The sequence below is a fragment of the Gammaproteobacteria bacterium genome (genome assembly GCA_024235095.1).
Classification (GTDB): domain Bacteria; phylum Pseudomonadota; class Gammaproteobacteria; order Competibacterales; family Competibacteraceae; genus UBA2383.
Map to the genome: position 1 here is coordinate 304374 of JACKNC010000003.1, position 19823 is coordinate 324196.

A 19823-nucleotide genomic window follows, 5' to 3' on the forward strand; every position below is an offset into this window, starting at 1 on the left:
AAGCAGAGTGTTTGAAAAGAACGAGTGTGTATTTCCCGCTGATAAGCGGGAATGCACACTCAGTTCTTTTGATTGAGAGGGATGAAGTCACGAATGAGGGCCACGCACATTATGGGAGTATGTTGATTCTAAGAACTGTGTTGTTTACATGCAAAAATCAGGATTTATCTGTGTTTTAGTGTGGGGTATGTCGATAGTTTGTGGCTTAGCAGATGCCGAATGGCGACAGGATTTCCCAAGCGCGAAGCGCTAGGGAATCCTGGAGGCATAAGGTAGATAAAGCGGCTCGTGTAGCGAGTCCTCATTAGAGAGGAGCGTTTTCCGCGAAGCGGAATAAGCGGAGCGACGGCCATTCCTAGGGAATCTCCCAAGGACGAAGTCCTAGGGAATTCTCTAGGAATGGGCAACAAACTGGGTGAGCGAAGCGATTCCTTATTGGTTGGTGGGTGGGTAGTGCGTTTTCCGCGAAGCGGAATAAGCACTGCAAGGGGTGAGCTAACTCCGAAAGCTGGGGGCAAGAGAAAGCAGAGTGTTTGAAAAGAACGAGTGTGTATTTCCCGCTGATAAGCGGGAATGCACGCTCAGTTCTTTTGATTGAGAGGGATGAAGTCACGAATGAGGGCCACGCACCTTGAGGACGTATGTGGATTCTAAGAACTGTGTTGTTTACATGCAAAAATCAGGATTTATCTGTGTTTTAGTATGGGGGTATATCGATAGATTGTGGCTTAGCAGATGCCGAATGGTGTAAGGATTTCCCAAGCGCGAAGCGCTAGGGAATCCTGGAGGCATGAGGCAAAAAGCTACAGATCGCGCAGCGATTCTTTATTAGTGGGGATGTGGGCAGTGTGTTTTCCGCGAAGCGGAATAAACGCTGCAAGGGGCGAGATAACCCCGAAAGTTGGAAAGAGGAAAGAGTGGGGTATGAGAAAAAAGAGTGAGTGTGTATATCCCGCTGTCAAGCGGGAATATACGCTAAATTGGAGAGGAGCGTTTTCCGCAAAGCGGAATAAGCGGAGCGGCATGGCTATCTTTAGGGAATCTCCCAAGGACGAAGTCCTGGGGAATTGCCTAGAGATGGCCAGCAAACGGGGCTGAGCGACAGCGATTCCTTATTGATGGGGGTGGGTAGTGCGTTTTCCGCAACGCGGAATAAGCACTGCAAGGGATGGGATTAGCAGGAGTGTGCTCATCTAAAGGGCGCTGGAGTTTCCCCGATTTATGCAAAAGGTTACATCAATTCGCCAACCAAGATGCAGGAATTAACCCCAAAATCTTGTATAAAAATTCGGGGCGTTACGGGGTGTCCCCGTAGAAGGGGGTGTGTCGAAAACAGCTTGCTGGTTGAGACCAGGGGGAAGGCTTTCCCCCCTTAAATCACCGCCATAAGAGATAAGAATATCAGAGTCTATAGCCTTAAGAAGTAGAATAAAATTAACAGCTATCACTTCAATAGAAGAGGTTAACTACCCGATAAATAGCACTAAAAATCCATGAATATCTTTTCATATCCCACATAAAGAGAGCAAGATTTCTCATTTTTCCCCTTCCCTACAGACCTTGATTTGCATTAATGCTCAAGGAGTCATCACGAATAGGAAAACGTGGCTGACACTGTTGATACGGCCCAGTACGCCCGGTAAACCAAACTCACCATTTGGCTAAGGGAATGAGGGTGGCTCCTCATCAGTATTGTGCGCGTAGAGCCGGATGCATCGAGAGGTGCTTGTCCGGATCGACGGAGGCTCGCCGGAGTAATCCTTACAAGGGTTCTATGGATGCCTTGGAGAGTAATCCCGACGTTCTATCCGATAGTTCTTTTCTCTTTTCTACAAGGTTTACCTGGGCGACGGAGACCAGCCTGATACGAGTTGGAAACTGGTATTAGGTCGTGAAGATTCCAAGCGGGTGAAAATCCCGTCCAGGGGATTCTGGACCTTCTGGGTTCGTTTAACCTGGCTGGCGTGGGGAGTTCATTATTGGCGACAATAATGACCGGATTTGACTGATCCGGGGTTCCTGAGAAATGCAGGACCGCGAATAGCTCAACCATGAGAGGCCCGAAAGGGCTTGCCAGTAAGTTTCTGAAGAGACGGTGCCGAACAGCAAATAGCCTTCAACCGCCGGTAAGCGAATGCTTCTAGGTTCGGTTGGCTGAAATCTTGAAGGATTTATTCTTCAAGGAAAGTATGGCCTGACGGGAGTTGGGTACATAGGTTGAAGGACTGGGCGACAAGCCCTAGCGACGTGACTTCAGAAATGCAGAGCTTCACTAATCCGGGAAGCACTCTAGCAGCCGGACTAAGCCACCGGTGCTCGTGAATGTCGATACGAGTGTTTTAAATGCTGGAGTGTGGGAGTGTGCTTTGAGTAGGAGTGGGCGGTTGAGGCGGTGTGGATTGAAGCGGGGCGGTACGCCACCACTAGAAGTACGCCACCACAACAATAGAACCTAGTGGGCTGACACAGAAGTTTTGACAGGTAGCGGTGGGTGCCCTATGGTTGAGATCAACAGGAGGAATCACCATGGCCCACAAGTATCTGGTTGATCTAACTGAAGAGGAGCGGGAAGACCTGCTGAAGGTCATTCATAAAGGCAAGGCAGCGGCGCGCAAGGTTGCCCGTGCCCATGTGTTGCTGCAGGCTGCGGAAGGGGCGACGGATGAGGCCATTGCCCAAAGCCTTCACTTGGGGATTTCGACCGTTCATCGTACCCGTCAACGGTTTGTCGACGAAGGGTTGCTGGCGGCGTTAAGCGAGCGGCCACGAGTCGGTTTGCCCCCGGCCTTGACCGGCAAACAGGCCGCCTTTCTGGTCGCCTTGGCCTGTAGTACCCCGCCCGCTGGCCGTTGTCAGTGGACTCTCCAATTGTTAGCGGACCGCTTCATGGAACTCCGGCCCATCGAAGCCATTTCCCGTGAGAGTGTGCGGCGCATCCTTAAAAAAACGACCTCAAACCCTGGCAACGTCAAGAATGGTGTATTCCCAGTGTCAGTCCCGATTATGTTTGGCATATGGAGGATGTGTTGGACCTGTACGCCGAACCCGATGATCCTCAATACCCCCAAGTGTGCTTCGATGAAAGTCCGGTGCAATTGACCAGCGAAACCCGCTGTCCTCAACCCGCCCGCCCGGGTCAACCGGCGCGCTATGACTGTGAATACAAACGCGAAGGCACCGCCAATTTATTTCTATTCGTACAACCCTTGCGCGGGTGGCGTCATGTTAATGTCACGAAACAGCGCACCAAACGCGATTTTGCCCAGCAAATGCAGCAACTCGTTGATGTGTACTTTCCGAAGGCGGAGCGAATCCGGTTGGTCGTGGATAACCTCAATACCCACACTCCTGCGGCCTTGTATAGTGTCTTTTCTCCAGAGGAAGCCCGCCGGATCACCCGCAAGCTCGAATTTCATTACACCCCCAAGCATGGCAGTTGGCTCAATATGGCGGAATGTGAGTTCGCTGTTCTCGCCGGCCAGTGTTTGAATCGCCGCATTGCGAACCTCGAAACTTTGCGGAAGGAAATCGCCGCTTGGCAAGGCCCACGCAACCTACGTCAGACCAAAATCCACTGGCAGTTCGGCACCGACTTGGCCCGGGTCAAACTCAAGCGCCTCTATCCTCCCTTGAAATCTTCTGAAACCCCGGTGGACCTAGAAACCTCTGAACCTGTCAAAACTTCTGTGTCAGCCCACTAGTAAGCAGCGCTTTCTGCGATGCAGGAAATGAGCACTTACTAAGGAGTCTTTAGCCTGGCGATGCCGTGGCAAGGCAGTCACGGCTCGTTTGCGTGTTCGGCGTGGTGTCCGAATACCCAGCGACGACGAAAGAAGCGACGCGCGTTAAGCGCCTATCAACAGTGTGCAGGCGCGCTCTTGGGATTCCTGCGTTCACCGCTTGCGGTGGACGTAGGCCACTCGGAGTGTGTTTTGCTCCTTGGCAGGAAGCTTTGTGGTGTCATGACTAGGATCTGGCGGTCCTGGTCATGAGACAACGAATTGAGATGACATTCATCATTTTTGGGTTTGCTGGGCTCCCTTGGGTCAGGGTGATGACTTGGGGTTTGAGTTGGGGTTTTTTAATGAGGAGGTTTAATCCATAGGCAGCGCTTGGTTATGTAAACGGTTCAGGCTTTAAGTGGAATTGTGCCTTAGAAACAATTCCCTTCCTTAAAACCGTAACCAGGGAGGCGCTATGAGCTATCACTATTTGACCCAGTCGATTGGGGGTTTTATTCAGCAAACAGCCGTTTGCTATCTACAGCGGGGGTATTGGTTTTATGTGCTGGGGGATATTCCCAAAGGAAAGGACCCCGAACGAATTGACCAGAAATTGCTAGAGAAATATCAAATCGGTCTTTCCAAATACCAGCGTTACCGTAGGAAGAAATTAGGACAGGCCAGTCTGCAATATATTCGTTATCAGAACACTTTTCTGTTGTTATCCACCAAGGGTGAACACCTTTTCTTTACAGAAGAACAAAGTAAAATCCAGGATGCCAGGCGGCATCCCCTGCGAGTCTTTGGCTATTCCCTCACCTACCGAGATAACCATGCCCTTGTCAGTCTGGACAAGGAAACTTACCGCAACCTGGAAGCCTACTTCTTGGAACAGGCGCTTCACCGGAAAGCCGATACCTTAATCCATGAATTGAGAACGCTACCGTATGAACCCTACACACCTGTTTACCGGCAATTGATATCCATTTGGAAAGGCATGAATGAACGACGCCAGCAGGCCGGGTTCAGTCCCCTACCCTCCTCCGCCGTGCGCCGCCTGCGGAAAATCCATAGTCCGTTTAAGGAAATGGAGAAATGCGAATGAAGTTAAATTAACGTTGATTTGAGTTTATTGCTAAGTTATTTTTAGATTGAGGTTCAGTGGGAAACAGCTTTCTGCTCATCCACTAGAATAAATATTTTACCAGTTTTGTTATTTTATTTGCTTTGGATCTGCTATTGCAGAATTAAAATTTACCAACTTATCCCAATCAATTTCTCCATTATCTTTGCAAAATAGATTCGCAAATTCTTTGGTAAATTTATTAATCATCTGTGAATAAGATTTTAAAAAATCATCATTCCTTTCTTTAGCTTTATATCCAAGTGGTTCTATGATTTCTGTAAATAGGTCACTGTCTCCAGATATGAACTCCCAAAAACGTTGACCACAATATTTGAAATAATCTCCTTTATCTGGATTATTATCTCTTCCATAACAGCAACCGTTTACAGCATCAATTCTCAATTGTGAGTTGCTAGTTCTCAGGGTTTTTTTAGCAGTTGTAAAGTCTGCTTTCATTTTAGATATTTGTGAACTATTACCCCAATTTGGTCCAGATTTAATTGTTACAATATTTCTTGTTCCATTACTATCAAATTCAAGATCTATACCTGTAATGCCAGATTTACGTCCACCATAAACTTTATGATTGATAAAGATAGAAAGTCCTTCAAGCCAATCGCCAAAAATGGTTTCTTCATTCGAAGATATATGGGCATCTATCAAACCTTTTATGATTTGTTCAGATGTCAATACATATTTCGCTTTAAACAGGTATGGATTTTTTCTTTTAATAACTTTAGATAGCTTTAATCCATCAAGACTCTCAATGCGCTGTCTGTGAAAATTACCAATGTTTTCTTCAACGTACTGTAATACGTCTTCTAGGTTTAATGTTATCATATTCAGCCTTTGGTTCAGATGGATTTAACTCAACAGGTTTCAATTGCTTCCTCACCATTTCGCAATACTCAGAAACAATGTCGATGCCTATAGAGTTTCGTCTCATTCGGTTGGCAACAATTAATGTTGTTCCAGAACCCATGAATGGGTCAAGAACCGTGTCGTTTTCCTTTGTAAAAAGCTTGATGAACCATTCAGGCAATTCTTCAGGGAAAGCTGCACTGTGGTTTTTATTGTTGCATTCGGTTGCTAAATGCAAAACATTTGTTGGGTATGCCTTATCTCTATCAATCCAGTTTGAAATATTTTTACCAAACCCACTTCCAACTTTTGAATTATCACGGATTTTATCAGTTTCAGAAAGATTCTTTAATCTTGCATTTGCCCATTCACCCATAGGTACCATAACTTCTTCCTGATACATGTGAAATTTCCGGTTTTTATTGAATTGAAGAAGCCTTTCCCATGCATCACGAAAACGATTGGGCCATTTTCCAGGATAGCAATTTTTTTTATGCCAAATGAATTCTTCTGTCCACAACCATCCTTGCTTACGCATTTCTAAAATGAGTTCCATTACATAGGTACTACGCTCACCTTCAACTACTTTTTCCTTGATGTTTAAGACGAAAGTTCCTGTCGGTTTAAGGACACGTAAAAGCTGTTCAGAAATAGGCAAAAACCAGCTCACGTATTTATTGTGATGAATGCCACCGTATGTGTTTTTTCGTTGGTCTGCATAAGGTGGTGATGTCACTATAAGGTCAATAGAATCATCTGGAAGCAGTTTTAATTGCTCCTTGCTATCTCCAAGATATATATCTGTAGTTACTTCCATTTTATACACACTTGTTTCATGGCGTTTTGTTTCTTTGAGGGTTTCTGTAAAATTGGCTCATATGGCTGAAAATAACCAGCCAATCTAGCGCTACGTCTTTTAGTTATTGTCATATCCGATTTCAGGTTATCGGATTCCACAGGAACTCTTGAGGAACTAAAGATTTTGACCATACTAGTTTTTCATTGGCCTATCATCTTGCAATCCTACCCCTACCCTCCTCCACCTGCGGAAAATCCATAGTCCATTTGGAAAATCCTCACTTAAGGATCAACTTCAAGAAACGTCAGTTGAGGATGTAAACAACGTTAATATAACGTTAAGTTAAAATAAAATTAACCTTTATTCAACGTCATGTAAGGTATTTTGTATATCCCAGATAATCGTATCAGAACTAAAATCTTGTTCATGAGACCACATAATGCCGTAATGAGCTGGACGAACCAGACGAAAATAAGATTCATTGGTAAGCTCTTTGAAAGCGCTGCCTTTTAGGTATGGTTTAACATCAAAAATACCTGAAATACCACTATTAGTGAGTATTTTTATTCTGTAGTTTTCAAGTGGAGTAGCCTCTATGATTTTATCCATTATGCTCTACTATTACCCAACTTCCCCACCCTCTCTTTCCAGCTTCTCGCACAGTGCTTCTAATATCCAAGTGTGGCGTGGAATTTTAACCTTGCGCTTTTTCAGGGCCTCATCGATTTGCGCCAGAAAATCGGGATTCAACCTCAGTTGAATAAATTGCTGTTTATTCTGAGCAGATTTCTTTCCCCCCTGCCGGGCCACACTACCCCCCTTGTCAATTAAGGCGGCAATCTCTGCTTCGGGTAAGTTCCCTTTCTCGACCAATCGGGGTTTCTTGGTAATCGTCATGCCGATTCTTCTCCATTTAACGTTGGATTAACATTAAAGACATATTGGTATAACGTTAAAATCTCTTCACTGGCCTTCGGGTCCTGGGGTTTGAGCTCCACAACGCCTAAACCCTGAGCGGCGGCATTAGAAAAGGCTTTGCGGGTTCCCAAGGGGGTATTGATGAATTCTAGTCCGGTCGCCTCTTTGAGAATCTCGGCGCTTTCATCGTTATCTTGGCCGCGCGGGTCCGCCCGGTTGATGAAGATATAAGCCGAGAGTTCAGGATTGGCCGCGCGCATCTCTTCTACGAGGTGCGAGACTTTTTCCAGGGTCCAAATATCAAAAGACCGGGGCACAAAAGGCACAAGCAATACATCAGCAATGCTTAGCGCGGCCCGTTGGCTGGCGGTGTCACGTCCTCCGGTGTCGATGAGGATGGTGTCATACTTGCTGGAAAGCCGTAAGGTTTCCGTGCGAACAGCCGAACCGGTCAACTTAATGCTGGTATACCCGGCCCCTTCGGGAAGGCGCTCATTTCGCAGAACCGTAAAGTCCGTAGAGGTTTCCTGGTCATCGGCATCAATGAGCAGCACGTCATGCTCTCTCGCGCTCAAAACGGCTAGGTTAGTCGCTACAGTGGTTTTCCCTGAACCCCCCTTAATCCCGCCAACAACGATTTTCATGGCGTCATTCCAGTTAATTTAACGTTAATGTAACATCTAAATAAAGTTATTTAGGCATAAAAATAACATCAGACTCACTGGATTACAATCTCCCTTCCCCACTTGCCCTGACGGGATACCCAAGCAGATAGCTGCCTCAAAGACCTTTGGGCGATGACACCGGTTACCCTGGCAGCAGTCCTTGCCGGAAATAACCACTAAACAAATCTCAAATTCAAGTTATTGTCTTCCTAATTGATATCCAGAAATCGGATATTAAGCTAGCTCGTGAATTCCTGCGTACTGAGTATCAGGTAGTCTAAAAAAAGACTGAACTTTCTCGGCTTTTTCTTTCAATGATCTCAATAAACCATCAATCCTTCTATTCAAGTCGGCTTTATTTTTGATCGGCTCTTTCTCTAAATGTCGATGCTTGATCTCATTCCACACTTGTTCATCCGGATTCATCTTCGGAGAATAGGGAGGAAAAAAGAACATCCGGATTTGATGGCGGTGACTTCGAACAAAATCTCTGACCTCTTTTGAACGATGAAACGGGGCATTATCGGCGATGACTATCAATGGATGGGTGCGGCCTTTTAACAACTTTTCCAGAAATTCGATATACCGTTTTCCATTAATATGATCCTCTTTAATATCAAAATTTAATTCGCCCGCCGCCGTAATCGCAGACAGCACGTGATAACCCTCGCGTTGTTGATTCACCGTGACCACCGGCGTTATATTCACTTCACCCCACGTCCGGCCCGAGCGGGTCCGAATCCCGATCCCTGATTCATCCTCAAAGGCAATATCGGCCCCGATCTTTTCAGCAACTCGTTCAATTAAAAGAAATTTATGATTAAGAAAATCGTCCACCTTGCGCGGATCCTGTTGCCGCGCCTGATAACACGGCACTTGACAACTTAATTTCATGGCGTGTAAATGCCAGGCAACCGTCGCATCCGAAACACAAAGATCAAACTGCTTGTCTAACAAATCTACAAGAATCTTTAGCGTCCATAAAACCGTGTCATAACCATAGGCTTCCGGCGTTGACGTTAAAATCGTCTTCCGCAACCATTCATCGATCTCGGGCGTGATCATCAATGGTGCGCCCGGTGCGGTCTTTGTATCCAAAGCCTCCTCGCCTCCTTCGCGATATTTGCGTAGCCAATCATAAAGGCTACTTCGACTGATATTTAAGAAATCCGCAACCGTTTCTGGACGATAGCCCTTTTCTTCTATCGCCCGAACCGCAATGCGCCGTAGATAACTCATAACCTCATCCGGTATTTTACGGGCATCGAACATCCATTTGGCGTCCATAATCAGACTCCTCGCTCAGTCACCTATTAGTGTGTAATTATATATAGTCGTTTAGACATTCGACTTGCCATTTGGTTGATTTTGATGTCCGGATAACTTCCTGGAAGACTATATATATTTGCTTTTACGACTATTTCTATCTAACAACACTTTGATTTGAGTTCTAAAAGAGTTTATTTTAACGTTTATATAACGTTATTTTGATTAGCTTATTGCCTTCCTACCTCCTTGCCAAACTCCTCCGTCATTTGAAGACCTTGATTAAGCGGCCTGGGAAGGCCCGTAAGGGCATTTTTCATCTTAAGAGCTGGAAACCATTACATTAACTCCAATCGCGCCATCTGAGGCCAATACAGGCCGTTTTTGGCAGATGCTCCTGATGGCCTTCAGGTTGGCCTTTGCAGGTTGCTCATTTCGAGGTGGTTTCTGATGCTACCAAAGAACTAAAAATATCAATAATTTTAATTAGTTGTACTATATTTGTGTGAGTAAATATGCGTAAGTTGCATTTCCTCATGAAGCCTTGAGGTAATCTCGTTACCTGAAATCACCTTTCCCTTTTCCCCTTCTTTTCTCAAAAAACACTTTCCCTGGTGCTTGGAAAGTGGCCAGGGAATGGAGTTATCAACAGGCAGTTTCGGACCTACAGGTGTTTAAAGGTAAGTACAGGGTAATACAGGGGGGAGCTGTTTAGCCTATAATTTCCGATACTTGAGGCACTTTTCGGTGAGTGTTTATGCGCAGATCGGTGAGTGTTTATGCGTAAACTGGTGAGTGCTTATGCGTAGATCAGTGAGTGTTTATGCGTAAGTGGTGAGTGTTTATGCGTGCCCAAATGGCCTACCTGTGAATAACTTTCTGGCGCTGGTTTATCCGACAGAGTTGATTTATGTTTGAGTGGATCACCTAAGTAACATTCAGGGTAAATCACTATGAAAGACAAAGATGACGATCAGAATAATGATGAAAAAAAGAATAAGGATTTCAGTGAAATCATCACCGAAACCCTAGCCATTGAGATTGGTGAAGCTAAAAGTGCAGGTAAGATAGGGTTTATTTCCAGAGCACTGACCCAAGCCACATTGCCGCATCGGCGGATTCCCGGCTGTGAATTCAGCCGAAGTAACGGTAATTTTACTCTTTCTATCGTTTCGCCAAGTGTAATTGGTTTACCCTATGGAAATATTCCCCGGTTATTGGTGTCCTGGGTGACTTCTGAAGCGGTGCGTATGCGCTCGCCTATCTTGGAACTTGGGTCGTCCCTGTCGCATTTCATGAGGGAGTTAGGACTGACGCCAACTGGGGGAAGATGGGGAAGTGTCACACGACTTCGCGAACAAATGCTTCGTCTCTTTGCCTCTTCGGTGACCTGCATTTACAGCGACAGTAAAAAAACGAATATTCTTGGCGTTAAAATCGTTTCTGAGGCCAATTTGTGGTGGGACCCAAAATCACCTGACCAAATTCCTCTTTGGAAATCCAATCTGAGATTAGGACAAGAATTTTACAACGAAATTATCAATAACCCTATTCCCATTGATATGGGAGCACTCAAGAGTTTGAAACGCTCGCCTATGGCGTTGGATATTTACTGCTGGCTTACCTACCGCATGTCCTACTTGCGCAAGCAAGCTGATATACCCTGGCCTGTCTTGGAAATGCAGTTTGGGGCCGATTACAAGCGTACCACTGACTTTAGAATAAACTTCATTAAGCACTTGCGATCAGTGCTTACCGTCTATCCTGAAGCCAATGTCGAGGTCAACGAGCTTGGTTTAGTGCTCAAACCAAGCAAGCCCCATGTGGCCCAGGCGTATAGGCCGCCCTTAAGGGGAACAGAACCAAGGCATGGATTACCGCGTGGCTATTTACCTTTTGAGGGTGAAATCGTCGTTGAGGAAGTCAAGGCTCTGCCAGCTCCGCCGCTCAAGGTCGTTCCTCCGTCACAAGCGGGGCCTGTTCCCTCCACCAAACCACCTGCCATACTGCTTGCGACTGAGACCTACGAGAAGGCCAAGAAAGCCGCCCCTGGCTGGGATGTTTACTCCCTGGAACAAGAATGGCGGGTCTGGATTGCTGATAAGGAACGGCCAAAAAACCCGGATGCTGCTTTCATCGGCTTTTGTAAGCAGAGGTTTCAGAAGAAGGGGAAGCCATGATTATTCCATAGCCATTTTACGTTCAATGAGCTTCAGTTGCTGTTAAAAAGTGTCGGGTCGAATAATTTCATCAGTGAAATAACTTCTTCAGGAGAGGTCAAAAACCATTCAGTGCCTGGACTATCTTTCATATTTAATCCTCGAATGGTCAAAATGCTGTGGATGGCTTTCTCCCAAGCGTGCGGGTTCGGTGTGCGGAGAATAAAGTCAATCACAGGTTGTTCTGGCAGAGCAGTTGCGATTTGGTTCATTACTCGCTCTAAGGGATCTCGATTAGAGCGACCAATTTTACAGGGCCAAACCGATTTGCCATGTTGCTGCGCATGGTCTCGATAGGTTGGCAGGTAATAGAGATAAATCGCTCCAGAACCATCGCCGAAAGTTTTTTCAGCAGCAATCCTAGGTTGGGAAATTCCCTCCGTGACTTGTGATACTGAGGATATAGTGGTTGCTAGCAGTAATGATTTGGATTGTTGATAATTCTGTTCGAGGATGCGCCAATGACCTAGTGTGGGATTCTCTGCGTGGCCCTCCCTAAGCATGTTGTTGAGGGCTTTCTTGAAGGAGTTAGTTATGCTTTTTGTGCGGCCTAGCGTGCCGCCCCTGGATAGGTGAATTCGAGTTACCTCGTTGATAATCTTTTGGCGTTGAACTAGGTGTCCGGCAAAGAGTTCAAATATTAATTTTTTAATGATAGCAGGTGTTAACGGTAACTCTATATGACTGTTGACTAAGTCATTCCCTGAATTAGTATCCGTTAACTTAACATCTAACGAGTGATCGCTATTCTTTTGTTTCTCCATAGAAACCATAAGTCTATCTTGCTATTAATTAATAGTAGGGGAGCTTTCACTATAAAACTTACTGATTTTCTTTTAAATCCCAATACGTTTAGAAATTAAGATGTTCTAGTTAAACGTCATGAATGGCTGATGACTTAAATAAATTTTTGGAAAGCCAGTCATCATCTTATTATTTGTCATCATTGAAATAACTATCTGATTCAGTATTCATAGGTAATGTTCTTTTTGAATTCGATAAAAATTATTTATGTGCATCAGAATAAAATTGATGCAGAATCCATATTGTTTTTTATAAAGTGTCTAATTAGTCTCTACAGCTTGAGTTATTTTTGAATCCATTGATGCGCAAAAGAAGGGAAAGGCGGCAAACTCAATAAGTTTAACTTCATTATTTAGTTAAAATAAATCTAATTTAGGTTTGTTTTGACGTTATTATAACGTTATTTTGATTGGCGTAAAGCCTTCCTTTGATAAGTCGCCCCTGGCTGAGATGATTACGTTCTGGAGCAGGATTAGCGGGCCTGGATTGCTGATAAGGAACGGCCAAAAAACCCCGATGCTGCTTTCATCGGCTTTTGTAAGCAGAGATTTCAGAAGAATTTTATACAGTAAGCAATTGTAATTTCTATATATATCTATATAAATGTAAAGCATAATAGCTTTATTAAATATTTAAAAATTGCTTTCTAGTGGGTCAAGTGCCTTGCTCATGGCCATTATTGTCCCTCACTTTGTTAGTTAATTGATTGATAAAAATGCTTTTCCTATTTCATTAATAGCGATGTTCAAGGCACTTGACCCACTAGCACTGAATACTGGCTTTTTCGATCAGATGACTTACATTCCTCTTTGGATATCAAACAGCCAATGTCTCAGAGAAGCTTTTAACTTAAAAAGCTCTTTCTAGAATTTAAGACAGGCATCCATGCTTTTCTAAGTGTATTTTCTATGTCTGTTTCAATTAATTCTCCATGTGCCAGTATCACTTGTTTTGCGTTCCATGATAATACTTTTTCTAGCCCAATTTTTACGGAATTTTTATCTCCCCAGCCCATTTGGTATTCGGGAGCAGCTTTTGGATTATTCCACATTCTGAATACGACTTTCCACCAGAACTTTAACAGGCTAGATGCTTTGTGTTGATAACTGTCGCCAATGTTTTCAATCAAATCAACTAAAATCAATGTGCCAGAAGGTTTATGAAAGAAAGGAACCTCCCACATATACTTTGTACCTTGAATAACGACCAACTCAAATTCGTTATTCCACCTCGGATCAGGTTCATTACCGAGTATCCACTGAAAAGGAATATCGGGTCGTTTTCTCTCTAATCCGGGACAGAGCCAAGTTTCTGCATTGGGGTAGTGAGATTGAAACTCTGTGACAAATAAGTGATGATAAGATCCCGGTACGATGATGTATTTCACGTTTCCAATTGCATCAATCTTAGCTTTTAGCTCCACCTCGATCTGACAGGGATCATGAATTAATATATCGCCATTTTCCAGGCGAATAACTGTCATTCGACCGAAAAGATCAATTCCAAAATATCTAACCGGATATTCATATATCCATATTTGATTTTTTACATATTCATCTAGCACCATGTTGTTAATTACTCTTAGAGGTATAACGACGCCATTCAGTTGCGCGGCTTTTTACATCGGCAGAATTCGCCTTATTATGCGATTTCTGCATTATTAGCTACAAGTCTCATCTCAATGAAAGCCCTTATTTCTGAGGGAAGTTCAGCCACTGGGATGAACATGAATTCGCCTCCAGAAAAGAACAGAAGCCAAATATTCTCGAAACGCCATAGTTTCCGAACTAAAGACCACTGAATTTCGGAAGATCCGATATCAGAGGTGATCTTGAATCTTTCTTCACTAAGCTCCAAAATCGCTTCAGGACTTTTCATTCTACGCAAACGCTTCAACGACCTGCTCAGGTGAACGAAATAGGATGCTGCCATTGTAGCGAAGGCAATCACCACAACGGTGCCCAATACGCCGACCAACCATGAATGGTTACCCGCAACCACCAAGTAACCGCAGTAGGCACTAAGGAGCACAGCAACAAGCGGAAAGGTGATTCCTATCTGTTTTCGCCAATATGCCGATATTCCTTCTCGGATCAGCGCCTCGGAGTATTTTAGCTTGTATGATTCCATGTAGATTCATGTATTACGCATGACGTTCACGTTATTTAGCCAGCAGAAAGTATATGAAGCGCCGGTATGACGGGCGCGAAGCGTCCACGATAACGACTGATTATACTGCTTCCGTTTATCTACCAATATTTTGCCACAAAGTAAATCAAGTACGCTTTATAGCATGCTTTACAAGCATAAAGCACTCCCCTCCCCTACCAAACCTCTCGAATCAGCCTCAACAGCTTATCCGGTGCAGTTTTCTCCCCAAGGGCAATCAAGCCCTTGATGACGGCGGTTTCGCTAATCGGCCTCTCACTTTCCCCGTTGATGGCATCAGTGATTTTCTGCAAGCGCATGATGTCGGCTGGGGCAAGACGAAAATTCTTTAGTTTGGGCTTATAGCGCTGGCGCACCAGCGGAAGGCCCTCATTCTCTTCGGCAGATTTGCGCTGGATGGCTTCAGATAGCTTGCTTTGACCGGTAAGAGGTTTTTTAGCCATGACTTAAAATCTCCTCGGTTAAAGCCAAGAAATCCTGGGTTCCGTTCCCTTTCGGGTCAAAGGTAAAGACGGGTTCATTATTAATCTGGGCCTGATTGAGCGCTTCTGTTTTGCGGATGATGGTTTTAAGTAAGTTTTCAGAAAATGGCTCTAGTTGAGATTCGATGAACTGATTAGTTTGCTTATTTCTCCCGTCATAGGCATTTCGCAAAATCAGATATTTGAAATTCTCGCTTTCTTTGACCTCGGCAATGGAAGCAAACAGGTCGGCTATCCCGTCCAGCGAATATTTACCGTAGGTTGTCGGAACAATAATCTGGTCAGCGGTATAAATAGCATTAACGGTCAGTACGCCAAGATTTGGCGGACAATCCAGCAAGATAACGTCAAAGTCCTTTGCTATTTTCTTGATATGGTTATAAAGCAGCTTTTCTCGATGAGTCCTTACAGTAATTTGCTCAGCAGTGATGGCCAAGCGGATATTGGATGGAATAATGAATAAACCAGGTGTGGGTTCTCCGTTGACAAGCGCTGGTTGGATAAGCTGTTTCAGATTTAGATTCTTTTCGATGAAGATTTCCTTGGTGGTTAGCTCCTTGGGAATATCTGGGCAGTAAATCACGCTGGCATGGGCTTGAGGGTCCAGATCCACAAGCAAGGTGCGCTTCCCCGCCTGGGCCAGGCCGTAGGCCAGGTTAACGGCGATGGTTGACTTCCCTACCCCGCCTTTTTGGTTAAGGACTGCATAAATCATAAACTGTTTTTCATAAAAAGTTTAATAATTACAGATGATAACATATCATATCATAAAGCATAAGTACATTACAAATTGCTTTCACTATGCTTTATCTTTATAAATCATTTTTGCTTGATTCTTGTGAAGATAAGTAGGATGGTAGGAGTGCCCAAGTCGCACTCATATTGTATATACGCTGTAAGAACAACCGACCCAGTTATGGCGAAAATTGAATCGAATAAAGAACCGGCTAATGTCACTATTTGCCTTCGTGCTCAGCGGCGGCAGCGGGATTTAATAGACCAGGCAGCGTCCCTGCTAGGTCAGAAGCGCTCTGACTTCATATTGGACGTTGTCTGCCGTGAAGCGGAATCTGTAGTACTTAATAGCAATACGTTTATAGTGAATGCCGATACTTGGGCAAATTTTAATGCGCTTTTAGATGCGCCTCCGCGTCCACTATCTGAACTCCGCAAATTGCTCCTTATAAAAGCGCCTTGGGATGAACAATGAGTGAGAGTAGGGGATGAATGTGTTTTTCTTCCTGAGAGTAAGGTAATGTTAGCCTTTTTTCTAAAAGCTGATAACCGTTAAGTTTCTACTAAAAAGTTAATTTAACTAATAATAACAATATATTATATAAATATAGTAAATAACAAATGCTTTATATTTATAAAGCATAAATACTTTATTATCCATAATTACCAATACATTGGGAACGTTAGCAAGCGTGGCGCGGGCTTTAGGAAAGCGTATTGAGTTTAGACTTGTTTAATATCTCTATAACTCCATAAAAGTATCAAAATACACTCTAATTAACTTCATTATAATATCTAAATAACTTTAACATAACGTTATTTAGCGAATTCTGTTGAAAGAACCTTGCTGATATTGGATAAATGCCAGCAGGAAATCAGTATGGTTAAAAGGTATTCAAAAAGGGTTATTTCTCATCATGTGCGATGATTTTCCTATGACTGGGAACAATAGATAACAAGTTTGCCTTGTTCTCTGCTATTTTCAGCCGGAGGAGACCATTGACATGAAACTAACGGTTCAAGATTTACGGTCCTGTAAATTTTCCTGTGATAGACAAACCATAGGGTATACTGATATCTAACTTTTTGCTTTTTCAAGAACTCTTTTGGAGCCGGCCTATTAGGGCATTGATTGATTTTGAAAAAGGGCGAAATCCATGGAAGGCTGCCGATCGGGCGGCGGCTGAGGATGCGTCCAGAAATTCTGTAAAAAACCACGCCTCCTCTTTGATCTGGAGAAGCGCCATGCCGACCGTTGAATTGATTCTTCGTGATGATGAAGGTCGTATTATTGATCATCGATCCACACGAACATATTCTTTGGATTGGAGAAATCAAAGCTTGCATTGTATTGAAGGTGCAGTTGAAGAATTTAAGAAAAATGCACTACCGGATCTTCAGGCTGATTTGTTAGAAGCGGCTCAAAACATCTTTATTCAGGATAAAAAAAAGACTTGATTTGCAATGGGACAACACCCATCAAGATTAAGACGCTTCATGGACCTTTTGAATTTAGACTTCAGCGATTTATTGATCGAGAATACCCTAGTTTGCCTCATCGAACCTACTTTGATTTGACGGATCAATTTCAGGAAGATTATGTGAGTGATCGGTTAAAAGAATTCTCCGCTTATTATAGCAATCGCTTAAGCTATATCGATGTATCCGATTTAATAGAGAGGGTCACCGGGTTCCGACAACTCAGTGACCAAAAAATCCACCATGTGGTGGTTGAAAAGGCGCAAGCGCTCAGTCAAGCGTGCGTCGCGCAAGTGGAAGAAACCTTATCGAAGACGAGTGGTTCTGTCATCAACATTGACCCTGATGTTGATATTTACGACCCAGAAAGTCGGGAAATTCTGATTTTCGAAGATGCCATTCAAGTCCGTGGTCAGAAAGAAAATCGTATAAGAAAACAATCAGTTATAAAGGAAGAAGTGCCAGAGAAATCCGCACCGAAGAAGACGTCTGCCGTATCGAGTGACGTCATTCTCTTTGAAAATAAAGACGGCGATCTTGAATACCTGACCGCACCGATTGATCGACAGGGGAAAGCGATCATTCCGGTTGCTGATATTCTGAAAAGCCGGGTGATTGAAGATTATGGGAAAGAAGAAAAGCCATTGCCGATTATCGCGATTACAGATGGCGCAAAAATCATTCGTGAGCATCTTTGGGCGGTATTTGGTATCACCGTGCTGATTATCCTGGATTGGTACCATCTTGGTAAAAAAATTCGTGATTTAATGAGTATGATTGCCTTGAATAAGGATGAGAAGAATCAGCATCTAAAGTTTATGTTCTATCACCTCTGGCGTGGTGATGTTGTCACGGTTTTGAATTACTTAGTCGAGCAGGTGCAACCCAAAAATGCAGAAAAGCATCTTGAACTGATCAATTATCTTGAAAAACATCAGCATGAAATTATCGATTATCGAAGTCGTCAGATTGCAGGCAAACCCATCGGAAGTGGTTCTATCGAGAAAGGCTGTGATCAAGTTATCGGACGTCGTCAGAAGAAAAAAGGGATGAGTTGGCGTCCTGCAGGAAGTCGAAGTTTAGGCATTTTAAAGGTGATCGAACTCAATAATGAATGGGATTCTGTCTGGTTTCCTCAAGAAGCCGCGAATGATCCGTCAAACTTGCGGTTAGTTTCAAACGCATAGAGCATCACAGGAAAATTTACAGGAGGAGATTTACTGGGTGATTATCGCGTTGCAAGCCCAGAAGAGGTACTTGCTGCTGCTGGAAAAATCATCGCGCATAATCATCCGTCTGGGTCTTCCGAACCAAGTCAAGCAGACAAAAATCTGACATATCGTCTTAGGGAAGCCTTAGCTTTGGTTGAAGTGCGATTACTCGATCATATTATTGTGGGAGAGGACTGTACTTCACTATCAGAAAATGGGTTGATGTAATACCGAAAGCGCCAAAAGTAGCTTTGGCGCTTTCCGGTTAAAACGATGATGATTTCCACATTAAATAACCTAATCGTAAATTGAGCATCAAGAAATTCCAAGAAAGGTGAGGGGACTGTTGCAACCTCCAGCCAATGACTGTCACGCTAAGGAAGGCGTGGCTACTTCCCGCGAAAAAGGGGAAGCGTCTAACTTCCCCTATATAAAATTATTCTAATTGAGCATGCCTATTAAGCATGGAGTTAGCAATTGCATTGATATAGACAACTCCAGCAACAAAAGACAGGCTATCCGCTAATAGCTTAGCTTCTTTGCAAACCTCTGATGATATCTTATGAACTTCATCGATGCTCAGATTATCAAGTGGCCAGCCATGACAACAAATGAGACAGTGTAGGTCAGCACTGAAATTCACTAAATCACCTGCGTAGTTTATCCCGATTTCTATAGTTTCTGCTTTATTCATTATTCTATCCCTTATTAAACTGTAATTCTTTGCGCTGCACGAGCATCTTCTGCATATTCACAGATACTTTTAGTGGCCTTAAAATGCCTATCGCGTTCCACAGGTAACCCAAAATGACCGCGTACACTGAGAATTTCCGAAATGCACACATAACCAAGTTCAGGAAATCCCAAACCCAAGTCACAAAGCCCAAAAGCAATATCGGGTTCATCCGGGTCAAGCTCTGAAAGTAACCAAGTACAACCCGCATCTGGGGTGAACAGTTTCACAACTGGCCAATGGTTCCCGATACGGTCCTGTTTGGTTTGTCTGCCGTTTTGAATCATTTTTTCTTTTTGTTCTTCTGTTATCAGCGGTTTCATATACCTCCATAGGTTGTTGTTTATTATTTTAATTGGAGTCATTTCCAATGAATGACTCCTGACCGTCTGGCGAAGACTGGGGAGGCAAACGCAAGGCCGGAAGTAGGAGAGGGGGATCACCCAACTTGTACGGAGCTTTGCGGAGGAAAGTTGGGGAGACTCCTACTGGAGCGCCTTGCGTGCGCCAGGGGCAAGGCCCCTTAGCTGCGGGGCGTTACGGGGTGTCCCCGTAGAAGGGGGTGTGTCGAAAACAGCTTGCTGGTTGAGATCAGGGGGAAGGCTTTCCCCCCTTAAAAGATGGTGCTTAAAAG

The 19823-nt window shown here is 44.0% G+C and carries 19 protein-coding genes and 1 pseudogene; 7 read left to right on the forward strand and 13 right to left on the reverse strand.

The features are described from left to right. Positions 1 to 2526: 2526 nt before the first annotated feature. Both H6973_18230 and H6973_18235 read left to right on the forward strand, forming a co-directional pair. Positions 2527 to 3701: pseudogene (locus tag H6973_18230) on the forward strand (IS630 family transposase). Between the two features lie 511 nt (positions 3702 to 4212). Then, entirely contained in the window at positions 4213 to 4827 is a 615-nt protein-coding gene (locus H6973_18235) for a hypothetical protein (protein MCP5127495.1), read from the forward strand. Between the two features lie 108 nt (positions 4828 to 4935). Here the strand turns inward: H6973_18235 and H6973_18240 are convergent, their stop codons facing one another. The 6 genes from H6973_18240 to H6973_18265 all read right to left on the reverse strand — a co-directional run bounded on the left by H6973_18240 (position 4936) and on the right by H6973_18265 (position 9378). After that, positions 4936 to 5688, reverse strand: coding sequence for a cytosolic protein (locus tag H6973_18240; GenBank protein MCP5127496.1), 753 nt, complete (start codon positions 5686 to 5688; stop codon positions 4936 to 4938). Beyond that, positions 5648 to 6526, reverse strand: a complete 879-nt coding sequence (locus tag H6973_18245; GenBank protein MCP5127497.1) for a site-specific DNA-methyltransferase — start codon at positions 6524 to 6526, stop codon at positions 5648 to 5650. Before H6973_18245 ends, H6973_18240 begins: the two co-directional genes overlap by 41 nt. Before the next feature lie 342 nt (positions 6527 to 6868). Further along, on the reverse strand, positions 6869 to 7117 hold the full coding sequence (locus H6973_18250; protein ID MCP5127498.1) for a DUF2442 domain-containing protein: 249 nt from the start codon (positions 7115 to 7117) through the stop codon (positions 6869 to 6871). A 12-nt stretch (positions 7118 to 7129) separates the two neighbouring features. Beyond that, positions 7130 to 7405 carry a hypothetical protein gene (locus H6973_18255; GenBank protein ID MCP5127499.1) on the reverse strand — a complete coding sequence of 92 codons (276 nt, stop codon included), beginning with the start codon at positions 7403 to 7405 and terminating at the stop codon, positions 7130 to 7132. Further along, positions 7402 to 8070, reverse strand: a complete 669-nt coding sequence (locus tag H6973_18260; GenBank protein ID MCP5127500.1) for an AAA family ATPase — start codon at positions 8068 to 8070, stop codon at positions 7402 to 7404. The genes H6973_18255 and H6973_18260 overlap by 4 nt, the downstream gene beginning before the upstream one ends. A gap of 255 nt (positions 8071 to 8325) precedes the next feature. After that, a complete protein-coding gene (locus H6973_18265; protein MCP5127501.1) occupies positions 8326 to 9378 on the reverse strand; it encodes an IS630 family transposase in 1053 nt (350 codons plus the stop codon). Positions 9379 to 10310: 932 nt separating this feature from the next. Here H6973_18265 and H6973_18270 point away from each other — a divergent pair. Continuing rightward, positions 10311 to 11537 (forward strand): hypothetical protein, encoded by a 1227-nt coding sequence (locus H6973_18270; GenBank protein MCP5127502.1) that lies wholly within the window; start codon positions 10311 to 10313, stop codon positions 11535 to 11537. A gap of 32 nt (positions 11538 to 11569) precedes the next feature. On the opposite strand, the gene H6973_18275 is transcribed toward H6973_18270, so the two are convergent. The 5 genes from H6973_18275 to H6973_18295 form a co-directional block, all read right to left on the reverse strand. Continuing rightward, complete coding sequence (locus H6973_18275) at positions 11570 to 12349, reverse strand: GIY-YIG nuclease family protein (GenBank protein MCP5127503.1); 780 nt, start codon at positions 12347 to 12349, stop codon at positions 11570 to 11572. 875 nt (positions 12350 to 13224) lie between these two features. Then, positions 13225 to 13947, reverse strand: a complete 723-nt coding sequence (locus H6973_18280; protein ID MCP5127504.1) for a DUF4336 domain-containing protein — start codon at positions 13945 to 13947, stop codon at positions 13225 to 13227. 74 nt (positions 13948 to 14021) lie between these two features. After that, positions 14022 to 14510: a YcxB family protein gene (locus tag H6973_18285; protein MCP5127505.1), complete on the reverse strand. Its 489-nt coding sequence runs from the start codon at positions 14508 to 14510 to the stop codon at positions 14022 to 14024. 194 nt (positions 14511 to 14704) lie between these two features. Next, entirely contained in the window at positions 14705 to 14992 is a 288-nt protein-coding gene (locus tag H6973_18290) for a hypothetical protein (GenBank protein ID MCP5127506.1), read from the reverse strand. After that, positions 14985 to 15746: a ParA family protein gene (locus tag H6973_18295; GenBank protein MCP5127507.1), complete on the reverse strand. Its 762-nt coding sequence runs from the start codon at positions 15744 to 15746 to the stop codon at positions 14985 to 14987. Before H6973_18295 ends, H6973_18290 begins: the two co-directional genes overlap by 8 nt. Positions 15747 to 15947: 201 nt before the next feature. Between H6973_18295 and H6973_18300 the strand changes: the two genes are divergently transcribed. The 4 genes from H6973_18300 (at position 15948) to H6973_18315 (ending at position 18684) form a co-directional block, all read left to right on the forward strand. Continuing rightward, a complete protein-coding gene (locus H6973_18300; protein MCP5127508.1) occupies positions 15948 to 16241 on the forward strand; it encodes a DUF1778 domain-containing protein in 294 nt (97 codons plus the stop codon). Between the two features lie 653 nt (positions 16242 to 16894). After that, on the forward strand, positions 16895 to 17224 hold the full coding sequence (locus H6973_18305; protein ID MCP5127509.1) for a hypothetical protein: 330 nt from the start codon (positions 16895 to 16897) through the stop codon (positions 17222 to 17224). A gap of 92 nt (positions 17225 to 17316) precedes the next feature. Continuing rightward, a complete protein-coding gene (locus H6973_18310; protein MCP5127510.1) occupies positions 17317 to 18432 on the forward strand; it encodes a hypothetical protein in 1116 nt (371 codons plus the stop codon). Between the two features lie 3 nt (positions 18433 to 18435). After that, positions 18436 to 18684 carry a hypothetical protein gene (locus tag H6973_18315; GenBank protein ID MCP5127511.1) on the forward strand — a complete coding sequence of 83 codons (249 nt, stop codon included), beginning with the start codon at positions 18436 to 18438 and terminating at the stop codon, positions 18682 to 18684. Positions 18685 to 18892: 208 nt separating this feature from the next. Here the strand turns inward: H6973_18315 and H6973_18320 are convergent, their stop codons facing one another. Further along, the gene (locus tag H6973_18320) at positions 18893 to 19150 is read right to left on the reverse strand and encodes a hypothetical protein (GenBank protein MCP5127512.1); all 258 of its coding nucleotides are present in this window, start codon (positions 19148 to 19150) and stop codon (positions 18893 to 18895) included. Between the two features lie 14 nt (positions 19151 to 19164). Continuing rightward, entirely contained in the window at positions 19165 to 19512 is a 348-nt protein-coding gene (locus tag H6973_18325; protein MCP5127513.1) for a DUF2958 domain-containing protein, read from the reverse strand. Between the last annotated feature and the right edge of the window lie 311 nt (positions 19513 to 19823).

What these genes read in the sequence shown, in the direction of transcription:
- H6973_18260 (MCP5127500.1), bottom strand. Translation starts at nt 8,070, where the DNA reads ATGAAAATCGTTGTTGGCGGGATTAAGGGGGGTTCAGGGAAAACCACT.
- H6973_18300 (MCP5127508.1), top strand. Translation starts at nt 15,948, where the DNA reads ATGGCGAAAATTGAATCGAATAAAGAACCGGCTAATGTCACTATTTGC.
- H6973_18255 (MCP5127499.1), bottom strand. Translation starts at nt 7,405, where the DNA reads ATGACGATTACCAAGAAACCCCGATTGGTCGAGAAAGGGAACTTACCC.
- H6973_18250 (MCP5127498.1), bottom strand. Translation starts at nt 7,117, where the DNA reads ATGGATAAAATCATAGAGGCTACTCCACTTGAAAACTACAGAATAAAA.
- H6973_18325 (MCP5127513.1), bottom strand. Translation starts at nt 19,512, where the DNA reads ATGAAACCGCTGATAACAGAAGAACAAAAAGAAAAAATGATTCAAAAC.
- H6973_18275 (MCP5127503.1), bottom strand. Translation starts at nt 12,349, where the DNA reads ATGGTTTCTATGGAGAAACAAAAGAATAGCGATCACTCGTTAGATGTT.
- H6973_18285 (MCP5127505.1), bottom strand. Translation starts at nt 14,510, where the DNA reads ATGGAATCATACAAGCTAAAATACTCCGAGGCGCTGATCCGAGAAGGA.
- H6973_18245 (MCP5127497.1), bottom strand. Translation starts at nt 6,526, where the DNA reads ATGGAAGTAACTACAGATATATATCTTGGAGATAGCAAGGAGCAATTA.
- H6973_18295 (MCP5127507.1), bottom strand. Translation starts at nt 15,746, where the DNA reads ATGATTTATGCAGTCCTTAACCAAAAAGGCGGGGTAGGGAAGTCAACC.
- H6973_18290 (MCP5127506.1), bottom strand. Translation starts at nt 14,992, where the DNA reads ATGGCTAAAAAACCTCTTACCGGTCAAAGCAAGCTATCTGAAGCCATC.
- H6973_18280 (MCP5127504.1), bottom strand. Translation starts at nt 13,947, where the DNA reads ATGGTGCTAGATGAATATGTAAAAAATCAAATATGGATATATGAATAT.
- H6973_18320 (MCP5127512.1), bottom strand. Translation starts at nt 19,150, where the DNA reads ATGAATAAAGCAGAAACTATAGAAATCGGGATAAACTACGCAGGTGAT.
- H6973_18270 (MCP5127502.1), top strand. Translation starts at nt 10,311, where the DNA reads ATGAAAGACAAAGATGACGATCAGAATAATGATGAAAAAAAGAATAAG.
- H6973_18240 (MCP5127496.1), bottom strand. Translation starts at nt 5,688, where the DNA reads ATGATAACATTAAACCTAGAAGACGTATTACAGTACGTTGAAGAAAAC.
- H6973_18265 (MCP5127501.1), bottom strand. Translation starts at nt 9,378, where the DNA reads ATGGACGCCAAATGGATGTTCGATGCCCGTAAAATACCGGATGAGGTT.